The organism is Mesorhizobium sp. C277A (assembly GCF_040324395.1).
Lineage (GTDB): Bacteria > Pseudomonadota > Alphaproteobacteria > Rhizobiales > Rhizobiaceae > Mesorhizobium.
The window spans coordinates 596,718-614,125 of sequence record NZ_JAMYVW010000002.1 but is presented as its reverse complement, the minus strand read 5'-3'; the positions used below and the strand labels follow the sequence as shown (position 1 = coordinate 614,125).

At 58.9% G+C, this 17,408-nt stretch carries 19 protein-coding genes; 4 read left to right on the top strand and 15 right to left on the bottom strand.

What is annotated here, in order from left to right; genetic code table 11:
* The first annotated feature begins 68 nt into the window (after positions 1 to 68).
* Positions 69 to 1,106, top strand: coding sequence for an acyltransferase family protein (locus NKK52_RS02995; RefSeq protein ID WP_245263130.1), 1,038 nt, complete (start codon positions 69 to 71; stop codon positions 1,104 to 1,106).
* Here NKK52_RS02995 and NKK52_RS02990 read toward each other — a convergent pair.
* The 11 genes from NKK52_RS02990 to NKK52_RS02940 form a co-directional block, all read right to left on the bottom strand.
* Entirely contained in the window at positions 1,103 to 2,203 is a 1,101-nt protein-coding gene (locus tag NKK52_RS02990; RefSeq protein WP_023684592.1) for a DegT/DnrJ/EryC1/StrS family aminotransferase, read from the bottom strand. The genes NKK52_RS02995 and NKK52_RS02990 overlap by 4 nt on opposite strands.
* 2 nt (positions 2,204 to 2,205) lie before the next feature.
* Positions 2,206 to 2,739 (bottom strand): DapH/DapD/GlmU-related protein, encoded by a 534-nt coding sequence (locus tag NKK52_RS02985; RefSeq protein ID WP_198026970.1) that lies wholly within the window; start codon positions 2,737 to 2,739, stop codon positions 2,206 to 2,208.
* Positions 2,739 to 3,935 (bottom strand): glycosyltransferase family 2 protein, encoded by a 1,197-nt coding sequence (locus tag NKK52_RS02980; protein ID WP_198031521.1) that lies wholly within the window; start codon positions 3,933 to 3,935, stop codon positions 2,739 to 2,741. The genes NKK52_RS02985 and NKK52_RS02980 overlap by 1 nt, the downstream gene beginning before the upstream one ends.
* A complete protein-coding gene (locus NKK52_RS02975) occupies positions 3,935 to 4,615 on the bottom strand; it encodes a glycosyltransferase family 2 protein (protein ID WP_023715706.1) in 681 nt (226 codons plus the stop codon). The genes NKK52_RS02980 and NKK52_RS02975 overlap by 1 nt, the downstream gene beginning before the upstream one ends.
* Positions 4,612 to 5,052: a hypothetical protein gene (locus tag NKK52_RS02970; RefSeq protein ID WP_031198413.1), complete on the bottom strand. Its 441-nt coding sequence runs from the start codon at positions 5,050 to 5,052 to the stop codon at positions 4,612 to 4,614. The genes NKK52_RS02975 and NKK52_RS02970 overlap by 4 nt, the downstream gene beginning before the upstream one ends.
* 30 nt (positions 5,053 to 5,082) lie before the next feature.
* Positions 5,083 to 5,820: a hypothetical protein gene (locus NKK52_RS02965; RefSeq protein ID WP_023684596.1), complete on the bottom strand. Its 738-nt coding sequence runs from the start codon at positions 5,818 to 5,820 to the stop codon at positions 5,083 to 5,085.
* A gap of 161 nt (positions 5,821 to 5,981) precedes the next feature.
* Positions 5,982 to 6,905 carry a dTDP-4-dehydrorhamnose reductase gene (rfbD, locus tag NKK52_RS02960; RefSeq protein WP_023684597.1) on the bottom strand — a complete coding sequence of 308 codons (924 nt, stop codon included), beginning with the start codon at positions 6,903 to 6,905 and terminating at the stop codon, positions 5,982 to 5,984.
* Positions 6,902 to 8,005 carry a dTDP-glucose 4,6-dehydratase gene (gene rfbB, locus NKK52_RS02955; protein WP_023684598.1) on the bottom strand — a complete coding sequence of 368 codons (1,104 nt, stop codon included), beginning with the start codon at positions 8,003 to 8,005 and terminating at the stop codon, positions 6,902 to 6,904. The genes rfbD and rfbB overlap by 4 nt, the downstream gene beginning before the upstream one ends.
* Positions 8,006 to 8,030: 25 nt before the next feature.
* Entirely contained in the window at positions 8,031 to 8,582 is a 552-nt protein-coding gene (gene rfbC, locus NKK52_RS02950; RefSeq protein ID WP_023684599.1) for a dTDP-4-dehydrorhamnose 3,5-epimerase, read from the bottom strand.
* A gap of 1 nt (position 8,583) precedes the next feature.
* A complete protein-coding gene (gene rfbA, locus NKK52_RS02945) occupies positions 8,584 to 9,465 on the bottom strand; it encodes a glucose-1-phosphate thymidylyltransferase RfbA (protein ID WP_023684600.1) in 882 nt (293 codons plus the stop codon).
* Between the two features lie 272 nt (positions 9,466 to 9,737).
* Positions 9,738 to 10,331, bottom strand: coding sequence for a biotin transporter BioY (locus tag NKK52_RS02940; RefSeq protein WP_023684601.1), 594 nt, complete (start codon positions 10,329 to 10,331; stop codon positions 9,738 to 9,740).
* Between the two features lie 117 nt (positions 10,332 to 10,448).
* Between NKK52_RS02940 and NKK52_RS02935 the strand changes: the two genes are divergently transcribed.
* The gene (locus tag NKK52_RS02935) at positions 10,449 to 11,357 is read left to right on the top strand and encodes an MBL fold metallo-hydrolase (RefSeq protein WP_023684602.1); all 909 of its coding nucleotides are present in this window, start codon (positions 10,449 to 10,451) and stop codon (positions 11,355 to 11,357) included.
* Positions 11,358 to 11,359: 2 nt separating this feature from the next.
* Here NKK52_RS02935 and NKK52_RS02930 read toward each other — a convergent pair whose 3' ends face one another.
* Complete coding sequence (locus NKK52_RS02930; protein WP_023684603.1) at positions 11,360 to 12,142, bottom strand: DUF1499 domain-containing protein; 783 nt, start codon at positions 12,140 to 12,142, stop codon at positions 11,360 to 11,362.
* 122 nt (positions 12,143 to 12,264) lie between these two features.
* Positions 12,265 to 13,893 carry a fatty-acid--CoA ligase gene (locus NKK52_RS02925; RefSeq protein ID WP_023684604.1) on the bottom strand — a complete coding sequence of 543 codons (1,629 nt, stop codon included), beginning with the start codon at positions 13,891 to 13,893 and terminating at the stop codon, positions 12,265 to 12,267.
* Positions 13,894 to 14,267: 374 nt separating this feature from the next.
* On the opposite strand from NKK52_RS02925, the gene NKK52_RS02920 reads away from it, so the two are divergent.
* Together NKK52_RS02920 and NKK52_RS02915 are read left to right on the top strand one after the other, a co-directional pair.
* The gene (locus NKK52_RS02920) at positions 14,268 to 14,627 is read left to right on the top strand and encodes a hypothetical protein (protein ID WP_023684605.1); all 360 of its coding nucleotides are present in this window, start codon (positions 14,268 to 14,270) and stop codon (positions 14,625 to 14,627) included.
* Positions 14,628 to 14,788: 161 nt separating this feature from the next.
* Positions 14,789 to 15,178, top strand: a complete 390-nt coding sequence (locus NKK52_RS02915; protein ID WP_023684606.1) for a DUF427 domain-containing protein — start codon at positions 14,789 to 14,791, stop codon at positions 15,176 to 15,178.
* A gap of 164 nt (positions 15,179 to 15,342) precedes the next feature.
* Here the strand turns inward: NKK52_RS02915 and NKK52_RS02910 are convergent, their stop codons facing one another.
* Both NKK52_RS02910 and NKK52_RS02905 read right to left on the bottom strand, forming a co-directional pair.
* Positions 15,343 to 16,113 carry a polysaccharide deacetylase family protein gene (locus NKK52_RS02910; protein WP_050592005.1) on the bottom strand — a complete coding sequence of 257 codons (771 nt, stop codon included), beginning with the start codon at positions 16,111 to 16,113 and terminating at the stop codon, positions 15,343 to 15,345.
* An 89-nt stretch (positions 16,114 to 16,202) separates the two neighbouring features.
* The gene (locus NKK52_RS02905; protein ID WP_023684608.1) at positions 16,203 to 17,303 is read right to left on the bottom strand and encodes a glycosyltransferase family 9 protein; all 1,101 of its coding nucleotides are present in this window, start codon (positions 17,301 to 17,303) and stop codon (positions 16,203 to 16,205) included.
* Positions 17,304 to 17,408: the final 105 nt, after the last annotated feature.

Genomic DNA, 17,408 nt, shown 5'->3' with positions numbered 1-17,408 from the left:
AGATTATTGCAGATTTTGTGCCATACAATTGTTTCGCGCACCATCATTTAGAGGACACAATCTTGGAAGTGATCGGTCCGGCCAGCGAGTCTCGTGATACGACAAGTAACAACTTTACAGCCGTCCGTCTCGCCGCTGCTATGGCGGTGGTTTTAAGTCATTCCTACCCGCTCATCGGCCAATCGCATGAACTGATTGTCATGAATCGGACGGTCGGGAGTTTCGCTGTCCACTGCTTCTTCGTGATTAGCGGCTATTTGATCGCCGGTTCGTGGGCGCGCTCTCCCGGATGGAACTTCGTATTTCGCCGAATTGCTCGGCTAGCCCCGGCTCTGATCGTAAGCCATGCTTTCGCACTGATCGCCGCCAGCGCATACAACAACTACATCGGGCAACCAGTGCCGTGGATTTACCACGGCAGTTTGTGGACAATTAACTGGGAGGTCCTGATGTATGTGGGGGTCTGCCTGTTTGGCGTCATGGGCCTGTTGCGCCCAGCCGTCCTAGGCAGCCTTTACGCCGTAGGCCTTTTATTGATCTGTATCAATATGCAGTCGACCAGCACTGGATCGACGGTAATCGCCCCGTTGATCCTACTTTTCGTTTGCGGGGCCCTTCTGCAGATGAACAGGGAGATCGACATCGGCCGACTCGGCCCCTTTGCGCTCATCAGCCTATTCCTTCTGTTTGCGCCGGGGATCTCTGATTTGGTCCTCGACTTTCTCAGGCAGTGGCCACTAGGATTCGTATGGGACATCGACGTCGGCGGCGTCCGCTATATGATTTATTTATTGGCACTACCAATCGCCGTCATTTACCTTTGTGCTTTCTCACCATTCTCGGTGCGATTGCAAAATGACTACAGCTACGGCGTCTTTGTCTTTGCCTGGCCAATCCAGCAGGTCTGCGTTCACTACTTTCTCACTTTGGGCCTGCCAGCCGAGCCGCTCCTGCTTTTTGTGGTATCCGCCAGCCTGTCGCTTTCGGTTGCGGTACCACTTTGGCACTATGTCGAGAAGCCGATTAGCAAATGGCGTATGCGGCGAAGGTCGAGTGAGTGGGAAAGATCCGCACTTAAAGAACGCGAGATGACCCAAATTCCCTAGAAGAATAGACGATCAAGTTCACCAAACAACCCATCCACCAGGTGTTCAGTATTCAAGCTGTATATCGGAAAGCAAACTATATTTCTGGCAATGCGCTCGGATACATCAAGCTTAACAAATTGATCGATACGATCATTTGCCCCGCTGGAGACTGTTGGCCAATAATAACGTTTCGCCTCTATTCCATGTTCAAGGGCTTTAGCAATGAGCTCCGGGGCTGAATGCTTAGAAAAGATTACCGGATACATGGTCCACCCGCTACCTGGTGTGACATTGGTTGGAATTTGCGCGTCTTCTACAGACGAGAAGAACATATCGTATCGTCTTGCATGTTTCTCGCGAGCAGCCTGCATCTCATCGATTCGGCCCAACTGCGCCAACGCGAGCGCGGCATGCAGTTCGTCCATTTTTCCATTTGTACCGCGAAAATAAGTGCGATCAGCCTCGAAACCGAAATTGAGCCGTTTGCGGATTGCTTCAACTCGGTCGAGTGGGGCAAAAATCACACCTCCCTCGCCGATAGCGAATGTCTTTGTTGCGTGAAGTGAAAAAACCTCAACCTCGCCGGCGTCCGAACCGAATAAGGGAAGTTGTGCTCCTCCTAAACTTGCGGCAGCGTCGAAGATTAGCGGTAAATGCTTTGACTGGCAAAACGTCACGAGTTCAGATTGGTCGCGCACCAATCCAAACGGCCGCACTGGCATAACCCCATCGATTTGGGTCCGATTGATCGCCTGCGAAAGGCTGTCGACACTCATTTCGAGCGTACGACCGTCAATATCAATTGGGACCGGAACCAAGCCTGCCATTCGTATGGCTTGGTACGTCGCTGCAAAGGTGAAATTCGAGAATGCGATCGCCTGTCCAGGTTCGAAACGCTCCATCAGTGCGGCCAATAGGCCTTGCGTCGCCGATGAGCATGCCACGGCGCCATACCCCCGAACCGCGTATCGTTCTGCGAGCTTGCGCTCCAGTTCACGCGAAAGCGGGCCGAAATTTGAATAAACGCCAGTCTCAAAGGCGCTCTCATAGATGGGAACCCACGAGGAGGTTCGCGGAAGATCGGGAACGATGAAAGGAAAGGCCGCCTTGTTCACAATTACCTCACTGTCGCACCGGCCGGAATCCGAGTTCCGGGCTCGATTTTCATCTTGGGAATCACGACGGCGCCGGCGCCGATCATCGCATTCGCCCCTACCGTGACTGCTCCACAAAGTACAGCACCAGGGCCAATGAATGCGCCTTCCTCGATCACGCAATCGTGCTCGACAATAGCGCCTGTGTTGACAATGGACAAAGATCCAATACGAACTCCTGGCCCGACATAAGCCTTGTGGCCAATAAAAACACCCTCTCCGAGACAGTTAGACCTAAGATAAGAAGATGGAGATATTATCGAAAACCACTTGGCTCCTAGTTCCGACAGGTAGTTCGCGAGATTTACTCTCGCCTTCGAGGGACCAATCGCGAGGTGGAGATTTGACTCTAAAAATTTTGGAATGTCGGCGAACGACCCAACCCGCAAAGGATGGCCATCATCTAGATCGGAGAAGAAGTATAGAGGTAGATCTTGCTCTGCCAGGACATCCCTACACGAACGAGCATGTCCGCCATTTCCGACTAGAATTTGCATCAGGCAGCCCGTTGAGGCCGACGCCGCCATAGATACCGGCAGGTGCGAAAAACGTTGCGCCAAAAGGCCTTGCCTAAAGACGTCTGAGAATCACGAATCCTCTGTCGAAGATAATTCGACACTTTAGTTTGAATACCATGCGCCAGAACCGTAACAGCGTTCGTTGCCAACGTCGTATTTGTTCTATCAACCGGTGGAATGGGGGCGATTGCTCTCCCGGAGAACATACCCACAAGGACAGCGTCTAGTATCTCGGGGCTGCCCGCGAAGTGATGACGGAGGTTTCGTATAAGTAAATCGTCGTTAAGATGTAACGCATCAATCAAAACCTGGCTCCATTCCACTGCCTTCGCAAGGTTTCCCACAGTCACAAAGTAGCGGACGAAGCCCTTATAAATGTAAATGAGTTCATCATCTGTCCAATCGCCCAACGGAATGATATCGGGCGGACCATAAACGGCAGCGAGGGGGTCCAGTCGGAAGCCTTGTTCGTCCCGTAGCTGCACGTACTTCTTCATCAACACGAAAGACGTATCGAAAGAATTCCGAAGGCTTGAGCTCGAAAGCTCTCCATATTCGGTAGAACAGATGTGATCAACTTTTACGATCCCATTCGCCGTCGACCAGACGCGACGAAACAAGTCCCAGTCACACGAACGTCGAATGATAATGTTCGGATCATACCAACCGGATTGTTCAAACACCTTTGTTCGGACCAAGATTCCGGCGTTGGGCACGTCTGCACTCGTCTCGTCAAAACTCTTCGCAATCATACCCGGTGACCGTTGGCCGATTTGCCAACTATCACCATCTCGCATCATGATGCGGGTCTGCCCATACACGACGTCAGCTCCGGTAACGTTCATTTCTCTTACGAGCGTCTCTAGCGCGTCGGGTTCTAGGACGTTGTCATCGAACATCCAGGTAAGTGCTTCTGCGTCGGGATTCCTGGCAACAAAACAGGCGCCCAGACTTTTGCTGACGGAGTTGAAGTTGTCGCTGCCCGTTATAATGCGTACGCGAGAATCCCGGTTCGCAAATCTCTTGAGAATGTCAGCCGTGCCATCATAGCTGGCGTCGTCATAGCAGATTAGCTCAAACGCTTGGAACGTCTGAGATAAAACGGATTCGATAGCGCGTTTAAGCCAACCGCTTTCAGCCTGACAGAAGGTCGTAAGGTGGATGCTGACCAACATCATTCAACCTCGACAAATTCTTCGAATGATTTCGCTACAAAAACCGGATAGTTGTTTTCTTTGTAGTGCCAAAGAAGAGGTTCTTTGACAAAGCCAATACGAGGCTTTAGCTCGGACCTAATCCGGCTAAAGCGGTCCCAGTCCCCTGGCGTGTTACGCTTAAAGGCATTTACGTCCCAACCTATGGCCGCGTACTTACGTCGATAGAAAACTGCGCCAGTGGTAATTTGTCCAAGTTCGAACGAACCATTGCCAAGGACGACCCACTGCCGGTTGGGCATCTGAGTGCAAAATGCGTGGTGAACGAAATCCACTTTGCGTGACTGACAGGCTTCCAAACACCGCTCGAGTTTGTCCGGCATCATCTCGTCATCATCGTCAATATGGCAAATATACTGCCCCGTGGCCCGAGCCATTGCGGCGTTCATCGCGTAGGTACCGGCAACCTGCCATCGAGCGATCCCAGGACGCGGATAGGGGCCTCTCTGGAGGAGGTTTGTGAACGAAACCCGAGGGTCTCTGATTCCCTGTATCTTTCCCGCACTCGCTTCGTCCACAAAATCGCCAACTATGCAAATCTCGAAGTTTTGATGCGTCTGCCGCATAATCGATGGCAAGCATCGATTGAGAAGCAACTCGGGACGATCACTTGCTGCGATGCAGATTGATATCTTCGTCATAGGAGATCGCCCGCGTTGAGATAATCCACCGACCCAGACGGGACCCGGCCCTCCTTATACCCCCAGGTCAACCAATGCTCCATCGGCGTAGTTTTCCCCGACGAGACCGCAACGTATACATCCTCGTATTCTCCAATATAGAAACCCTCATCAAAAGAAATTCTCAGCGGCAATACCCCATAGAAGTACCCTTCCGACACAACGTATTCACGAACGTCGATGATATCACCTTGGTCAAGAGCAAATTTTATTCCGGGATACATGTCCAAAACGTCACTCTCTCGCACTTTGATGTTTCTGCGAAGGAATGGAATAATTAAACTCCTAAGCGCATAAAAATTACTTGGAAGTCCGTCGCGTTCGTAACTCACAACACCTATATCTGTCAACAATCTCGACAGGCCTGGAAATACTAAAGTTTTCTCTTTCTTTTGCATTCTCACACTAGCCCCGATCTGCCCAGAAAACTATGCTTTATTTTCTTCACGCATCGCGTCTGACGAGCCAAATATCCTGGTTTTCCATTTTTTCTGTATGTTTGAAATTGCGGACAACGTGCCTTCCGCGCAAGAACGAAAATCCGCAACCCACTCCGGGGGCACGACGATTGGTATTGGCCGGTTGCATTCTCGCCATTCAGGTGATTGAAACATCGCTATAGCTATCTCGCGCAGGGCGTTCATCGTCGCTTGCTCGAAGCCATTAGACTCCATCGTCTTGTTTATCGATCGGAGCAACTCCGTCTCAAGATAGTTGAGACTATTGTTCCGATTGACTTCTGCCCGCGCGGTGTATTCAATATTCAGTGCGCCGCAGAGGTTCGTTAGCAGTACATCTTGCCTATCTCGGACAGAAATGAATATCGTGGCCAGATCAGCCGGCCTTACGACATCGGTGATCGCGCTTACAAACGAGGGTTGCATACCTGGCATATTTCGAATTTCAAGCATGGAGTCTGATAGTGTTTTCGAGTGACCGTGCTTCACCATTTCCTGCCAAAGAGAGGCTGCACGCAGGATCGGCGAATTGAACGTGAAGATAAGCTGCGTGCTAAAGCTGTTGAGGATAGAAAGCTGCGTTAAGGCCTCCGGGAATAGGAACGAGAAGTCCTCGCTGCTGAGAATAAGATGCCGCACTCCCGCAGACTGGGCCGAATCGATCAACGTTTGAAAAAGAGCGCCACCATTGATTAGGTCAAACGCCAAGGCGGAATGGCCAGGACCGCGGTCCGGTAGCGCAGGATACCACACCTCTTTCGGTAGAGGGCTTCCAAAGCGATCGAGTAGATACGTCTGGATGGAAGTTGTACCTGTCTTATGAGGGCCTACGTGAAGGCTGACTCGCATCGTTTTGCTTCGGCCTCTCCTCAGTTCCTACTGCGCCAATTATCGACACTGCGTCGCGACGAATCGTCGATGAGGCCGGCAACAACCTCTTTTGTCGATTCCCGCCATTCCGGCGCGATCCAACCGAATGTATCACTGAACTTTGCGCTCCAAAGCCGAGAATTGGCCGGACGCTGCGCGTTTGCCGGATAATTCGCCGTGGCGATGTCACGTATCCGCGCGGTGGGGCCGCCGAGAATGGCGCTCGCGTCGAGAATATGTCGGGCAAAACCGCTCCAATTTACATCCCCGGTTCCCGCAAGATGATAGATGCCATATCCTTCAAAGCGCTCGTCGTCCGCCAACATCGCCGCCGCATGCAGGATCGCATCGGCAATATCAAGCGCCGAAGTCGGATTTCCCCATTGATCGGCGACCACCGCGATCTCGTCGCGGTCGCCGGCCAGCCGCAGCATGGTCTTGACGAAATTCTTGCCGAATGGGCTGTAGAGCCAGGCGGTGCGCAGGATCAGATGGCGCGGATTGGCGGCTGCCACAGCCAGTTCGCCGGCGAGCTTGGAGGCGCCGTAGACGCCGAGCGGTGCGGTGGCGTCGGTCTCGACATAGGCGCCGTCCTTGGTGCCATCGAAGACGTAGTCGGTCGACAGATGGATTACGGGCACGCCGAGCTTCGCGGCCGCCTCGGCGACCTTGCCGGCGCCGACGGCGTTCACAGCGAAGGCAAGATCGGGCTCGTCCTCGGCCTGGTCGACCGCGGTGTAGGCGGCAGCCGACACCACGATATCCGGCCGCGCTGCCGCGAGTGCGTCGAACACCGTATCGGGCCGCGCCAGATCGAGCACTGGGCGGCCGAGGGTGACGACCTCGATGCCATCGCGCCTCTGCCCGGCCTCCAGCAGGCTGGCAGCGACCTGACCGTCGCGTCCGGTGACAACCAGCCTCACGCCGCGCCCTTCCTGCCTTCAACCTGGTCAACCTGGCCATGGGACTGGACTTGCCCCAGCCGCTCGCCGGCATAGCGCTGCTCGCGGATCGGTCCCCACCACCATTTGTTGTCGAGGAACCAGTCGACCGTCCTCGCCAGGCCGCTGTCGAAACTCTCCGCCGGCGCCCAGCCAAGATCCCTGCCGATCTTGGAGGCATCGATGGCATAGCGGCGGTCGTGGCCGGGCCGATCGGTGACGAAGCTGATCAAATCGCGGTAGCTCCTGCCGCCGCTGCGCGGACGCCTGATGTCGAGCAGGCCGCAGATCGTCTCGACGACGCCAAGGTTGGTACGCTCGGAATTGCCGCCGACATTGTAACTTTCGCCGGGCTGGCCCTTTGTGGCGACCAGTTCCAGAGCACGGGCGTGATCCTCGACGAACAGCCAATCGCGCACATTGGCGCCAGCGCCGTAGACCGGCAGCGGCTTTTCGTCGAGCGCGTTGAGGATGACCAGCGGGATCAGCTTTTCGGGGAAGTGATAGGGCCCGTAATTGTTCGAGCAATTGGAGAGCACGACTGGCAGGCCGTAGGTCTCGTGCCAGGCCCGCACCAGATGGTCCGACGCCGCCTTGGAGGCAGAATAGGGCGAGGACGGCGCGTAAGGCGTTTCCTCGACGAACATGCCGCCGTCGAAAGGCAGATCGCCGAACACCTCGTCGGTCGACACATGGTGGAAGCGGAAGCGGGCTTTCCTGTCGTCGCCAAGGCCACGCCAATATTCGAGCGCCGAATTCAGCACCCGGTAGGCGCCGACGATGTTGGTCTCGATGAAGGCGCCCGGTCCGTCGATCGAGCGGTCGACATGGCTTTCGGCGGCGAGGTTCATGACGACGTCGATCTCGTCGCGGTGGAGGATGTCGAGAACCGCCCGCTCGTCACAGATGTCGGCCTGCGCAAATTTGTAGTTGTGCGCATTCTCGATGGTGCGCAGCGAGGCGAGATTGCCGGCATAGGTAAGCTTGTCGAGATTGGTCACATGGTAGGCCGGATTGGCGCACAAATGCCGGCACACCGCCGAGCCGATGAAGCCGGCACCGCCTGTCACCAGAAAATTCATGGCGCTCTCCTCACATCGTCGCGCGTCATGCGAACACCTCGGCCGTGGCGAGCGGCGGCGCCTTGAGGTCCTTGGCCGAGAGCTCGAAGCCGCCGGTGGGCGATGGCCAATCGATGCCGATGTCGGGGTCGTCGAAACGGATCGATCGGTCGTGCGCCGGCGAATATGTGTCGGTGACCTTATACACAACCTCGGTGTCCGGCACGAGCGTGACGAAGCCGTGCGCGAAACCCTTCGGCACCAGGATCTGGTTGCCTTTCTCGGCCGATATTTCGAGCGCGACCCATTTGCCGAAGGTTTTCGAGCTGCGGCGAATGTCGACCGCCACGTCGAGAATCTTGCCTCTGATCACACGCAGCAACTTGTCCTGCGCGCGTGGAGGAAGCTGATAGTGGAGCCCCCGCACGACACCTGCCGCCGCCGAATAGGAGTGATTGTCCTGGACGAAACGCAGGTCGATGCCGGCTTCAAAAAAGCGCTCGGCATTCCAGGTCTCGATGAAATAGCCGCGCGCATCGCCGTGCCGCTTCGGCACGATCTCGAGCACGCCATCAAGACCAAGCTGCCTGAAGTCCACTCTAGTTCTCCGTCAGCTCAGTGACACGCCGGCGCAGATAGGCGGCGTATTCGTTCTTGCCCAGCCGCGTCGCGCGCTCAAGCACCTTGTCGGCAGTCAGCCAGCCCTGCTCGAAAGCGATTTCTTCAGGACAGGCGACCTTGATCCCCTGGCGGTGCTCGATCGTGCGCACGAAGGAAGAGGCTTCATGCAGGCTGTCATGCGTGCCGGTGTCGAGCCAGGCATAGCCGCGGCCGAGCTGATGCACGTGCAATTTCCCGCGCTCGAGATAGACGTTGTTGACCGCCGTGATCTCGAGTTCGCCACGCGCCGAGGGCTTGATCGTCGACGCGATGTCGACGACCTCATTGTCGTAGAAATAGAGGCCGGTGACCGCCCAGTTGGACTTCGGCTCCCGCGGCTTCTCCTCAATCGTCAAAGCCGTGCCGCTGAGCTTGTCGAACGACACCACGCCGTAGCGCTGCGGGTCCTCGACATGGTAGGCGAACACCGACGCGCCGCTTTGGCGCTGCGCAGCAGTGCGGCAGAGCTGCGACAGGCCGTCGCCGAAATAGATGTTGTCGCCGAGAATCATCGACACATTATCCTTGCCGATGAAGTCGCGGCCGATGATGAAGGCCTCGGCAAGCCCGTTGGGCTGCGCCTGCTCGGCATAGGAGAATTCGACCCCGAAATCCGAACCGTCCCCCAGCAACTCCCGAAACACCGGCAAGTCGCGAGGTGTCGAAATGATCAAAATCTGGCGGATACCGGCGAGCATCAAGACGCTCAGCGGATAAAAAATCATCGGCTTGTCGTATATCGGCAGAATCTGCTTAGAGATCGCTAATGTAAGGGGATACAGACGCGTCCCGCTGCCTCCTGCAAGGATTATTCCCTTCAACAAGCTCTCCTTGAGTTACCGGCCCCCGCCTCGAAATCAAGTTGCCCGTGCTTAGGTTTCGCGCAATGGCTTGTCAATTCAATCTCGGCCGTGGATCGGCGCCAGAGTTGCTCTGCATCTGCCGCCTCGCGGCAATTTGACCGACCAGGCACAAGCTGACGATGCAAATGGGCGTGGCGATTTGGCAACCGGCTTGCACCATCGGCTGGCGGACGCGTGACAACAAAAAGCCGGCGGGCCCAGGGCCCGCCGGCTCATTCATTTGTCCGGTTTCAGGGCTGCTTGGGCAGCAGCGACCATACCGCCGGCACCAGGCTGGCGGCGAGCGCAACCTTGATCAGGTCGCCGAGGACGAACGGCAAAACGCCGAACTGCCACGCCTTTTCCGCGCCGATGAGGGTGGCCAGCCAGGCAAAGCCCATGGCCATCATGACGATTTCGGCGACCAGCATGGCGTTGAACAACTTGATCGGGTGGCGGTCCCAGCCGCGGTCGGCGGCCCAGCCGACAATGGCCGCCATGACGACGAAGCCGGCGAGATAACCGCCGGTGCCGCCGATCATGTAGGCGATGCCGATGCCCTTTTCAGGCGTGCTTTGGAAGACCGGGAAGCCCATGGCGCCTTCGGCCATGTAGAGAAGCAGGGTAGCGACGCCAAGCCGCAGGCCAAATGCGGTGGCGATCAGCAGGACGGCCAGCGTCTGCATCGAGATGTCGACCGGCCCGAGCACGACTTTCGTCTTGGCCGACAGGGTCAAAAGCAGCGTTCCGGCGATCGCGAGCAAAAGCTGGGTTGCCAGGCGCTGCGCGCCCTCCTGGGGCAAAGCGAGAGAAACAAGCGGACGCATCGTCGTTGCAAGTGCCATGGTCTTCCCCAATCCGGATTGCCGCAGATCGCGGCCTTGCGTTTTTCTATATTGGCTTCCGTGTTATGCGGCAATCAGTTTTGCCGTCCTCCTGAACAGAGGTTCAACGACACCGCCATGGCGCTCAAATTCGACACCAGCTTCGATCCCGCCTATGGCCGGGGCGTCACCGTCGCGCTCGAGGTCTTGCGCGTCACCGCCAAAAACCCCAGCCCATTCACCTTTCACGGCACAAACAGCTACATTATCGGCCGCGACACACTGGCGGTGATCGACCCGGGTCCGGATGATGAAGCGCATTTCCAGACGTTGCTGAAGGTGATCGCAAACCGGCCGGTGAGCCATATTTTAGTCAGTCACACGCATCGCGACCATTCTCCGCTGGCCGCCCGGCTGAAAGCGCGCACCGGTGCCGCCGTGCTGGCCGAAGGCCCGCACCGCCCGGCAAGGCCGCTGCGGATCGGCGAGATCAATCCGCTCGACGCCAGCGCCGACACCGGTTTCGCGCCGGATGTCACTTTGCCCGACGATACGCTGGTCGAGGGCGATGGCTGGACGATCCGGACGGTGCTGACGCCGGGCCACACCGCCAATCACGCGGCATTTGCGCTCGAAGGCACCGGCATCCTGTTTTCGGCCGACCATGTGATGGCGTGGGCGACGTCGATCGTGGCGCCGCCGGACGGCGCGATGGCCGACTACATGGCCTCGCTGGATAAATTGATCGCGCGCGGCGACCGCCTGCTGCTGCCCGGCCATGGCGGCCCGGTGAATGCGCCGCGCAGCTTCATGCGCGGGCTGAAGACTCACCGCAAGATGCGCGAACGGGCGATCCTCGAACGCATCCGGGGCGGCGACCGGACAATCCCGGACATGGTCAAGGCGATCTACAGGGACACCGACCCGCGCCTGCATGGCGCCGCCGGCCTGTCGGTGCTTGCCCATCTCGAGGACCTGGTGGCGCGCGGCCTGGTTGCTACCCAGGGTGACCCGGCCATCGACGGCGTTTTTGTGCCGGTGGGGTAGAACTACTCAGCCGGCGCCGCACCCACCTGGCCCGCAACTTCCTGATCAAGTTCGGCGAGGAACCCGACGATACGGGCGGCATTGTCGCCGAGGTCGTAGCGGCCGTAGCGGGAGGCCGAGCGCATGTCGACGACGATGGTGTCGCCATCATTGCTGACCCGGATGGCGACGTCGGCGGGCAGGCCCACGACGAAGCTCCGGGCCACGGCCGATATCGTCACCTCGTCTTGACCGTCGGTCACTGGGTATGGCGCGGTAAGTTGCCAATCGCGGCGGTCGAGCACGGTTTCAACGGCGTCGACGACGGTTTCGAAAGGCAGATTGTAGCTATGCCCGGTGACCAGCGGATAGGCGTCGGCCTGCAGGCGCGCTTCGCCCGGCGTTGGCAGCGCGAGCACGTTCATGTCCTTGGTGCGGTCGCTGGTGTCGAGCACTGGCGGATTGTCGAGGTCCGTCGTGATGTCCCTCAGGGGCGGCGTGGTCGCCGCCAAATAGGTGGCAAAGCCGTAGGGCGTCAGCACCAGCAGCGCCAGCAGGGCGCCGACCGAGAGGTCGCGGCCGCCACGGTCACCGAAATGCCACAGCCTGGACAGAGCGAGACCGGCAAACAGCAAAGCGAATGCGGCAAGCAGGGCGACGATCGCCAGCACCCACAGGAAGGCCGGCGTTTCCACCAGTTCGAAATGATGGCCGGCCAGCACGGTGAGCAGCAGGACCAGGGCAAAAGCGCCCGTGCGCCGCGACCAGCCGGCCGCCTTCGATGTCTGCCGCTCGTCAATTTCCATTGTCTTCAGCACCGCCCCAACCCGCACAGACGCTTAGAGCAAAGGATGCTCAAATTGAACATCCCCTGCCCTAACGTTTTTGCCGCCGGTAGCTTGAAGGTCAAGGAAACGCACGGTCCCGGTCAATCCGTCGGCAGGCGGTAGTCGCTGAACTGCTTGCGCAAGGTGATCTTCTGGATCTTGCCGGTGGCGGTGTGCGGGATTTCGCTGATGAAAGCGACGTCGTCGGGCATCCACCATTTCGCCACCTTGCCGTCCATGAACGCCAGTATGTCCGCCTTGCTCGGCTCCTTGCCGGGTTTGGCGACCACGACCAGCAAGGGCCGTTCGCCCCATTTCGAATGATGGACGCCGATCGCCGCGGCCTCGGCGACATCGGGATGGCCGACGGCGAGGTTCTCCAGGTCGATGGTCGATATCCACTCGCCGCCCGACTTGATGACGTCCTTGGCGCGATCGGTGATCTGCATGTAGCCGCCGGAATCGATATGGGCGACATCGCCAGTGTCGAACCAGCCGTCCTTGTCGAACTGCTCGGCTCCGACGCCGCCATAATAGGCGCTGGCGACGGCTGGACCGCGCACCTTCAGCCGGCCGAAGGTCTTGCCGTCCCAAGGCAGTTCCTTGTCGTCGTCATCCGTCACCTTCATCTCGACCCCGAAGGGCGGGTAGCCCTGCTTGCCCTGGATATCGAGCCGGTCCTCGCCCTCGAGCGCTTGATACTGCGGCTTCATGGTGCACAGCGTGCCGAGCGGCGACATTTCGGTCATGCCCCAGGCATGGATGACTTCGACACCGTAATTGTCCTGGAATTTCCTGATGATGGCGCGCGGGCAGGACGAGCCGCCGATGACGACTTTGCTGAGATAGGGAAGCTTCTTGCCGGTCTCTTCCAGATGCTGCAGCAGCATCATCCAGACGGTCGGCACGGCGGCGCTGAAGGTCACCTTCTCGGTGTCGAGCAGCTCGTAGATCGAGGCGCCGTCCATCTTGCAACCGGGCATGACCAGCTTGGCGCCGATCATCGGCGCGCTCTGGCCAAGGCCCCAGGCATTGGCATGAAACATCGGCACGACGGGGAGGATCGTGTCCCGCGCGGAGAGGCCCATGGCGTCGGGCATGGCGGCGATCATGGCATGCAGCACATTCGAGCGGTGGCTGTAGAGCACGCCTTTGGGATCGCCCGTCGTGCCGGAGGTGTAGCACATGCCGGCTGCGGTGTTTTCGCCGAAAACCTTCCAGGCGAAGTCGCCATCGGCCTCGTTCAACCAGTCCTCATAGGCAACCACATTCGGCAGCGTCGTTTCAGGCAGATGCGCCTTGTCGGTCAGGACGATCACCTTTTTCAGCGATTTGACCGCGCCGGCGATCTTTTCCAGCAGCGGCATGAAGGTCAGGTCGACGAAGATCCCTCTATCCTGCGCATTGTTCATGATCCAGACGATCTGCTCGGGGAACAAACGCGGGTTAAGCGTATGGTAGATGGCGCCGATGCCCATGATGCCGTACCAGGCCTCTATGTGGCGCGCCGTGTTCCAGGCCAGGGTCGCGATGCGGTCGCCGAGCACAAAGCCATCGCGCTCCAACCGTTGAGCGACCTTGAGCGCGCGGCGATGAACTTCAGCATAGGTGGTGCGAACGACAGGACCTTCGATCGAGCGCGAGACGATCTCGCGCGTCCCGTGCTGACGCTCGGCATTGTCGATCAGCTTGTGGCAGAGCAGCGGCCATTCCTGCATCAGTCCGAGCATCTGGTTCCTCCCATTGCTTCCTCGTTTTTCCCGTCTTTTGTTCCATTGTGGGACGAACGGAAGGATTGTCCAGTCGTGACGTCTCCAACCGTTAACGGCTGAAGCAAGCAGTGATCGAAAGGCGGAGAAAACCGCCACAATCCGGCCATCGTCGACGTTAAGGTTCGTTAACGGGGTAGGGGTGCGGATTGGCGAGACTGAAAGAGGTTCGCATGGACACGCAGCTCGACGACAAGCAGATCGACGGCAAGCAGATCGACGACAGGCAGATCGACGACAGGCAGATCGACGACAGGCAGATCGACGACAGGCAGATCGACGACAGGCAGATCGACGACAGGCAGCTGGATGACAGCGGGGCCCAAGACGTGCAGTTGGACGATATTCAACTCGACGACAAAGAGCTTGAAGACACGCTTGCCGCAAGTCTGGCCGATCTCGTGCCGGAGGCCAAAAAGGTCACCGAAGACGAATTTGTCGAGGTGGTCGGCGGCGCCCTGGAAGCGGTCGGCGGCACGCTGCTGTTCAAAATGTGCGTCCAGAACGAAGGCGAAGGCCAGCATGTCGCCGCCGCATCGATCGGCGACGGCGGCAATCGCCAGTTCCTGCTGCTCACCTTGCCGACCGGCGGCGGCCCGCTGAAGGTCGAGACGACGTCAAGAAGCACCAACCCGGTAGCCGGTATTGCCGCGGCCTATGCCGGCCTCATGGACGTGTTCAAGACCGCAGCCTGAGCATTCCACGCGGGATCGTTTTTTGTGATCGGAAGGCCAGCTCTGGCCTACTGGCGAAGGCTTGCGCAACGAGTTCTCCAGACACATTTTAGGGACATGGGAAGCAACCCCGCACGCTCCCAATCGAACTGTGCTCCCAATCGAACAAGGAGAACCCCCGCATGGACCAGGTCGCCAACCCCGCCCCCGGCTTTCAGAGCAATCCGGGCAAGGTCATCACCGTCGAACCCTATCGCGGTACCGTGGTCGTGCGTGCCGGCGATACGGTGATCGCCTCATCGACGCGAGCGAAGCTTCTGTCCGAACCGCCCTACCCCCAGGCATTCTACATCCCCTTCGAAGACATCGACTTCACCCAGCTCGGCAAAACCACCCTGTCGACCCACTGCCCCTACAAGGGCGACGCCAGCTACTGGAGCGTGCTGCCGGCCGGCGAGACCGGCAAGGACGCAATGTGGGGCTATGAGCAGCCCTTCGAGGAAATGGCTGAGATACGCTACCACGGCGCCTTCTATCCCAACAGGGTGACGATCGAAGCAGCACCGGCCTGAGCAAGCGACTCAAGCCGCCGTTGCTCGCTTCATCATCCCAGGGTCTTCGCGACGGAGCTTCGCTCCTGTTTCATTCCGGGATGACGAGTTTAGAGGCCTCGGCTAATCTCAAACCTCGGCGACGTTAGTCCAAAGGCGAGGAAACCGCCTGCCGCCGCCTAATCCTAATCAGTCGTCCCGTCGTTGCCGACACCGTCGGCGTCATCCAGCCGCACGAACATCAGCCCCTTGGCCTTCAGCGCGAGCAGACCTTGCACGACGCCCTCGCCGGCGGCGTGGGTCGGCTGGTTGATGTGAGCGATGATGACGTCGCCATCCTTGGCGGCGGCGATGCGCCGGGCGGTTTCTTTTGCACCAAGCAACGAGCCGCCATCGCCGTTGATCGAAAAGCCGGCGATCTTGAAGCCGAGCCTGCGGATCATGGCGATGGCCGACGGACTGTATTCGGCGGTCGCGCCGCGAAACCATTTCGGCGCCGGCTCGCCGGTGCCGGCAAGAGCGGCCGCGCCCGACTCGACTTCGGCCTGCACCGCTTCAGGGCTGCCGGCGCTGCGGATGCCATAGATTTTCTGCGGCGTGTCGACAGCCGGGATGTGACGGCCGCCATGGTTTTCCAGTTCGAACAGATCGGGATGTGCGCGCATGATCTCGACGGCGGCGGCATTTCGCTTCAGCCAGATACCGGTGACGAAGATCGTCGCCGGAATCCGGTTCTCCACCAGGGCCGAGAGTATCCTCGTATCGGTCTGCCCGCCGCAGGCGTCGAGCGTGAGCGCGACGCGGCCGACACTGCTACCGTCCTCAGCCTTCAGATGCAGCGCCGGCTCGACAAGCGGCGCGGCCTGGGCCGAGGACACGGCCACGATAGATAGCGCCAAGGCGCAAAACAGCTTTTGCAAGGGATGCCTGTCTTGTCTGAGAATCGGCGCTGTCATAGCCGCATCCCAGGACCCGCAACAAGGCGGAAATCGGGATAGTGGCCGTGAGAAAGCTGATATCCCGACAATGTGACCGCCGCGCACCGTCAGACGGCGTGTTCCAGTTCCACATGCGTGCGTGACAGGACTTCGCGCACGGCCGCGACGACCGGTTCGACCTCGAGGCGCCAGACGCAGCAGGCCTTGCTGGGATCGAGCGGATTGCACAGGCTGCCCGCCACGCAATTGCACGGCATGGATGGCTGCAAGGCGAGGCTGGGCACGCCAACCGGTCCCCAGACGGCCGGGCTGGTCAGGCCGAAAAGGCCGACAACCGGCGTTCCGGCCGCTGCTGCCATGTGCATGGGGCCGCTCTCATTGCCGACAAACAGCCGCGCCTGCTGCAACACCGCCAGGAGCGTTTCCAGCGACAGCGCGCCGACGAAGTTGACGATCGACGCGGCACTGGCGAGGATCTGCTCGGCCGGCTTGCGCTCGTCAGGGCCGCCGACGAGTACGAAATCCAGTCCGGTTTCGCGCGCAACCGTGTCGATCACGGCGGCAAAGCGTTCATGCTGCCAGCGCCGGCCGTGAAAACTGGCGCCGGCATGCACCGCGATAAAGCCATTTGGCCGCAGATGGTGTTTGTCCAGCAATGCCTGGGCCCTCGCCGTCTCCATCGGCAATGGCCGAATCGACGGCACCCGCACGCGCAGACCGACGCCGAGCGGCTCGAGCGGCGAAAGGTAGCGGTAGAGATAGTGACGTTCGCCAAAACCGAACGGCTCGGCAAAGACATTGGCGGGCTGGCGCTCATGCCAGCGCAGCGGCCTTTCCGGAGGATTGTAGCCGATGCGCGTCCTGGCGTTGAGGAACCTGACGATGAGCCGCGATGTCTTTGAATCGGTGAGGTCGATGGTCAGGTCGAAACGGAATTGGCGCAGCTTGCTGATCATAGAATAGAGCTCGCGCCCACGCTCCAGCGGGGTGCCACGCATGGCAGCGCGGCGGAAGCTGACGACCTCGGCGGCGATGCCGTGCGCGGTGACGAAACTGGCCAGGCGCGCCTCGCAGAGAAAGACGATCCTGACACCGGGATATTCGAGCTGCAGGTTCTTGGCCAGCGTGGAGGACAGAACAATATCGCCGATGAACTTGGTCTGGATAATCAGGATCGAGCGGAAGGGTCTGGGCGAAATCTGTAACATCTTTTTCTCGGCACCGGGCGGGTTGGGGGGCCGTGAAATTGGGAAGAAACGATGTCGGGATTGCGTGTTGAGCCGCGCACATCAGCGTGAATTTGCTTACAAAAT

What these genes read in the sequence shown, in the direction of transcription:
- NKK52_RS02985 (WP_198026970.1), bottom strand. Translation starts at nt 2,739, where the DNA reads ATGCAAATTCTAGTCGGAAATGGCGGACATGCTCGTTCGTGTAGGGAT.
- NKK52_RS02980 (WP_198031521.1), bottom strand. Translation starts at nt 3,935, where the DNA reads ATGTTGGTCAGCATCCACCTTACGACCTTCTGTCAGGCTGAAAGCGGT.
- NKK52_RS02975 (WP_023715706.1), bottom strand. Translation starts at nt 4,615, where the DNA reads ATGACGAAGATATCAATCTGCATCGCAGCAAGTGATCGTCCCGAGTTG.
- NKK52_RS02970 (WP_031198413.1), bottom strand. Translation starts at nt 5,052, where the DNA reads ATGCAAAAGAAAGAGAAAACTTTAGTATTTCCAGGCCTGTCGAGATTG.
- rfbB (WP_023684598.1), bottom strand. Translation starts at nt 8,005, where the DNA reads ATGAATTTTCTGGTGACAGGCGGTGCCGGCTTCATCGGCTCGGCGGTG.
- NKK52_RS02940 (WP_023684601.1), bottom strand. Translation starts at nt 10,331, where the DNA reads ATGGCACTTGCAACGACGATGCGTCCGCTTGTTTCTCTCGCTTTGCCC.
- NKK52_RS02935 (WP_023684602.1), top strand. Translation starts at nt 10,449, where the DNA reads ATGGCGCTCAAATTCGACACCAGCTTCGATCCCGCCTATGGCCGGGGC.
- NKK52_RS02930 (WP_023684603.1), bottom strand. Translation starts at nt 12,142, where the DNA reads ATGGAAATTGACGAGCGGCAGACATCGAAGGCGGCCGGCTGGTCGCGG.
- NKK52_RS02925 (WP_023684604.1), bottom strand. Translation starts at nt 13,893, where the DNA reads ATGCTCGGACTGATGCAGGAATGGCCGCTGCTCTGCCACAAGCTGATC.
- NKK52_RS02915 (WP_023684606.1), top strand. Translation starts at nt 14,789, where the DNA reads ATGGACCAGGTCGCCAACCCCGCCCCCGGCTTTCAGAGCAATCCGGGC.
- NKK52_RS02910 (WP_050592005.1), bottom strand. Translation starts at nt 16,113, where the DNA reads ATGACAGCGCCGATTCTCAGACAAGACAGGCATCCCTTGCAAAAGCTG.
- NKK52_RS02905 (WP_023684608.1), bottom strand. Translation starts at nt 17,303, where the DNA reads ATGTTACAGATTTCGCCCAGACCCTTCCGCTCGATCCTGATTATCCAG.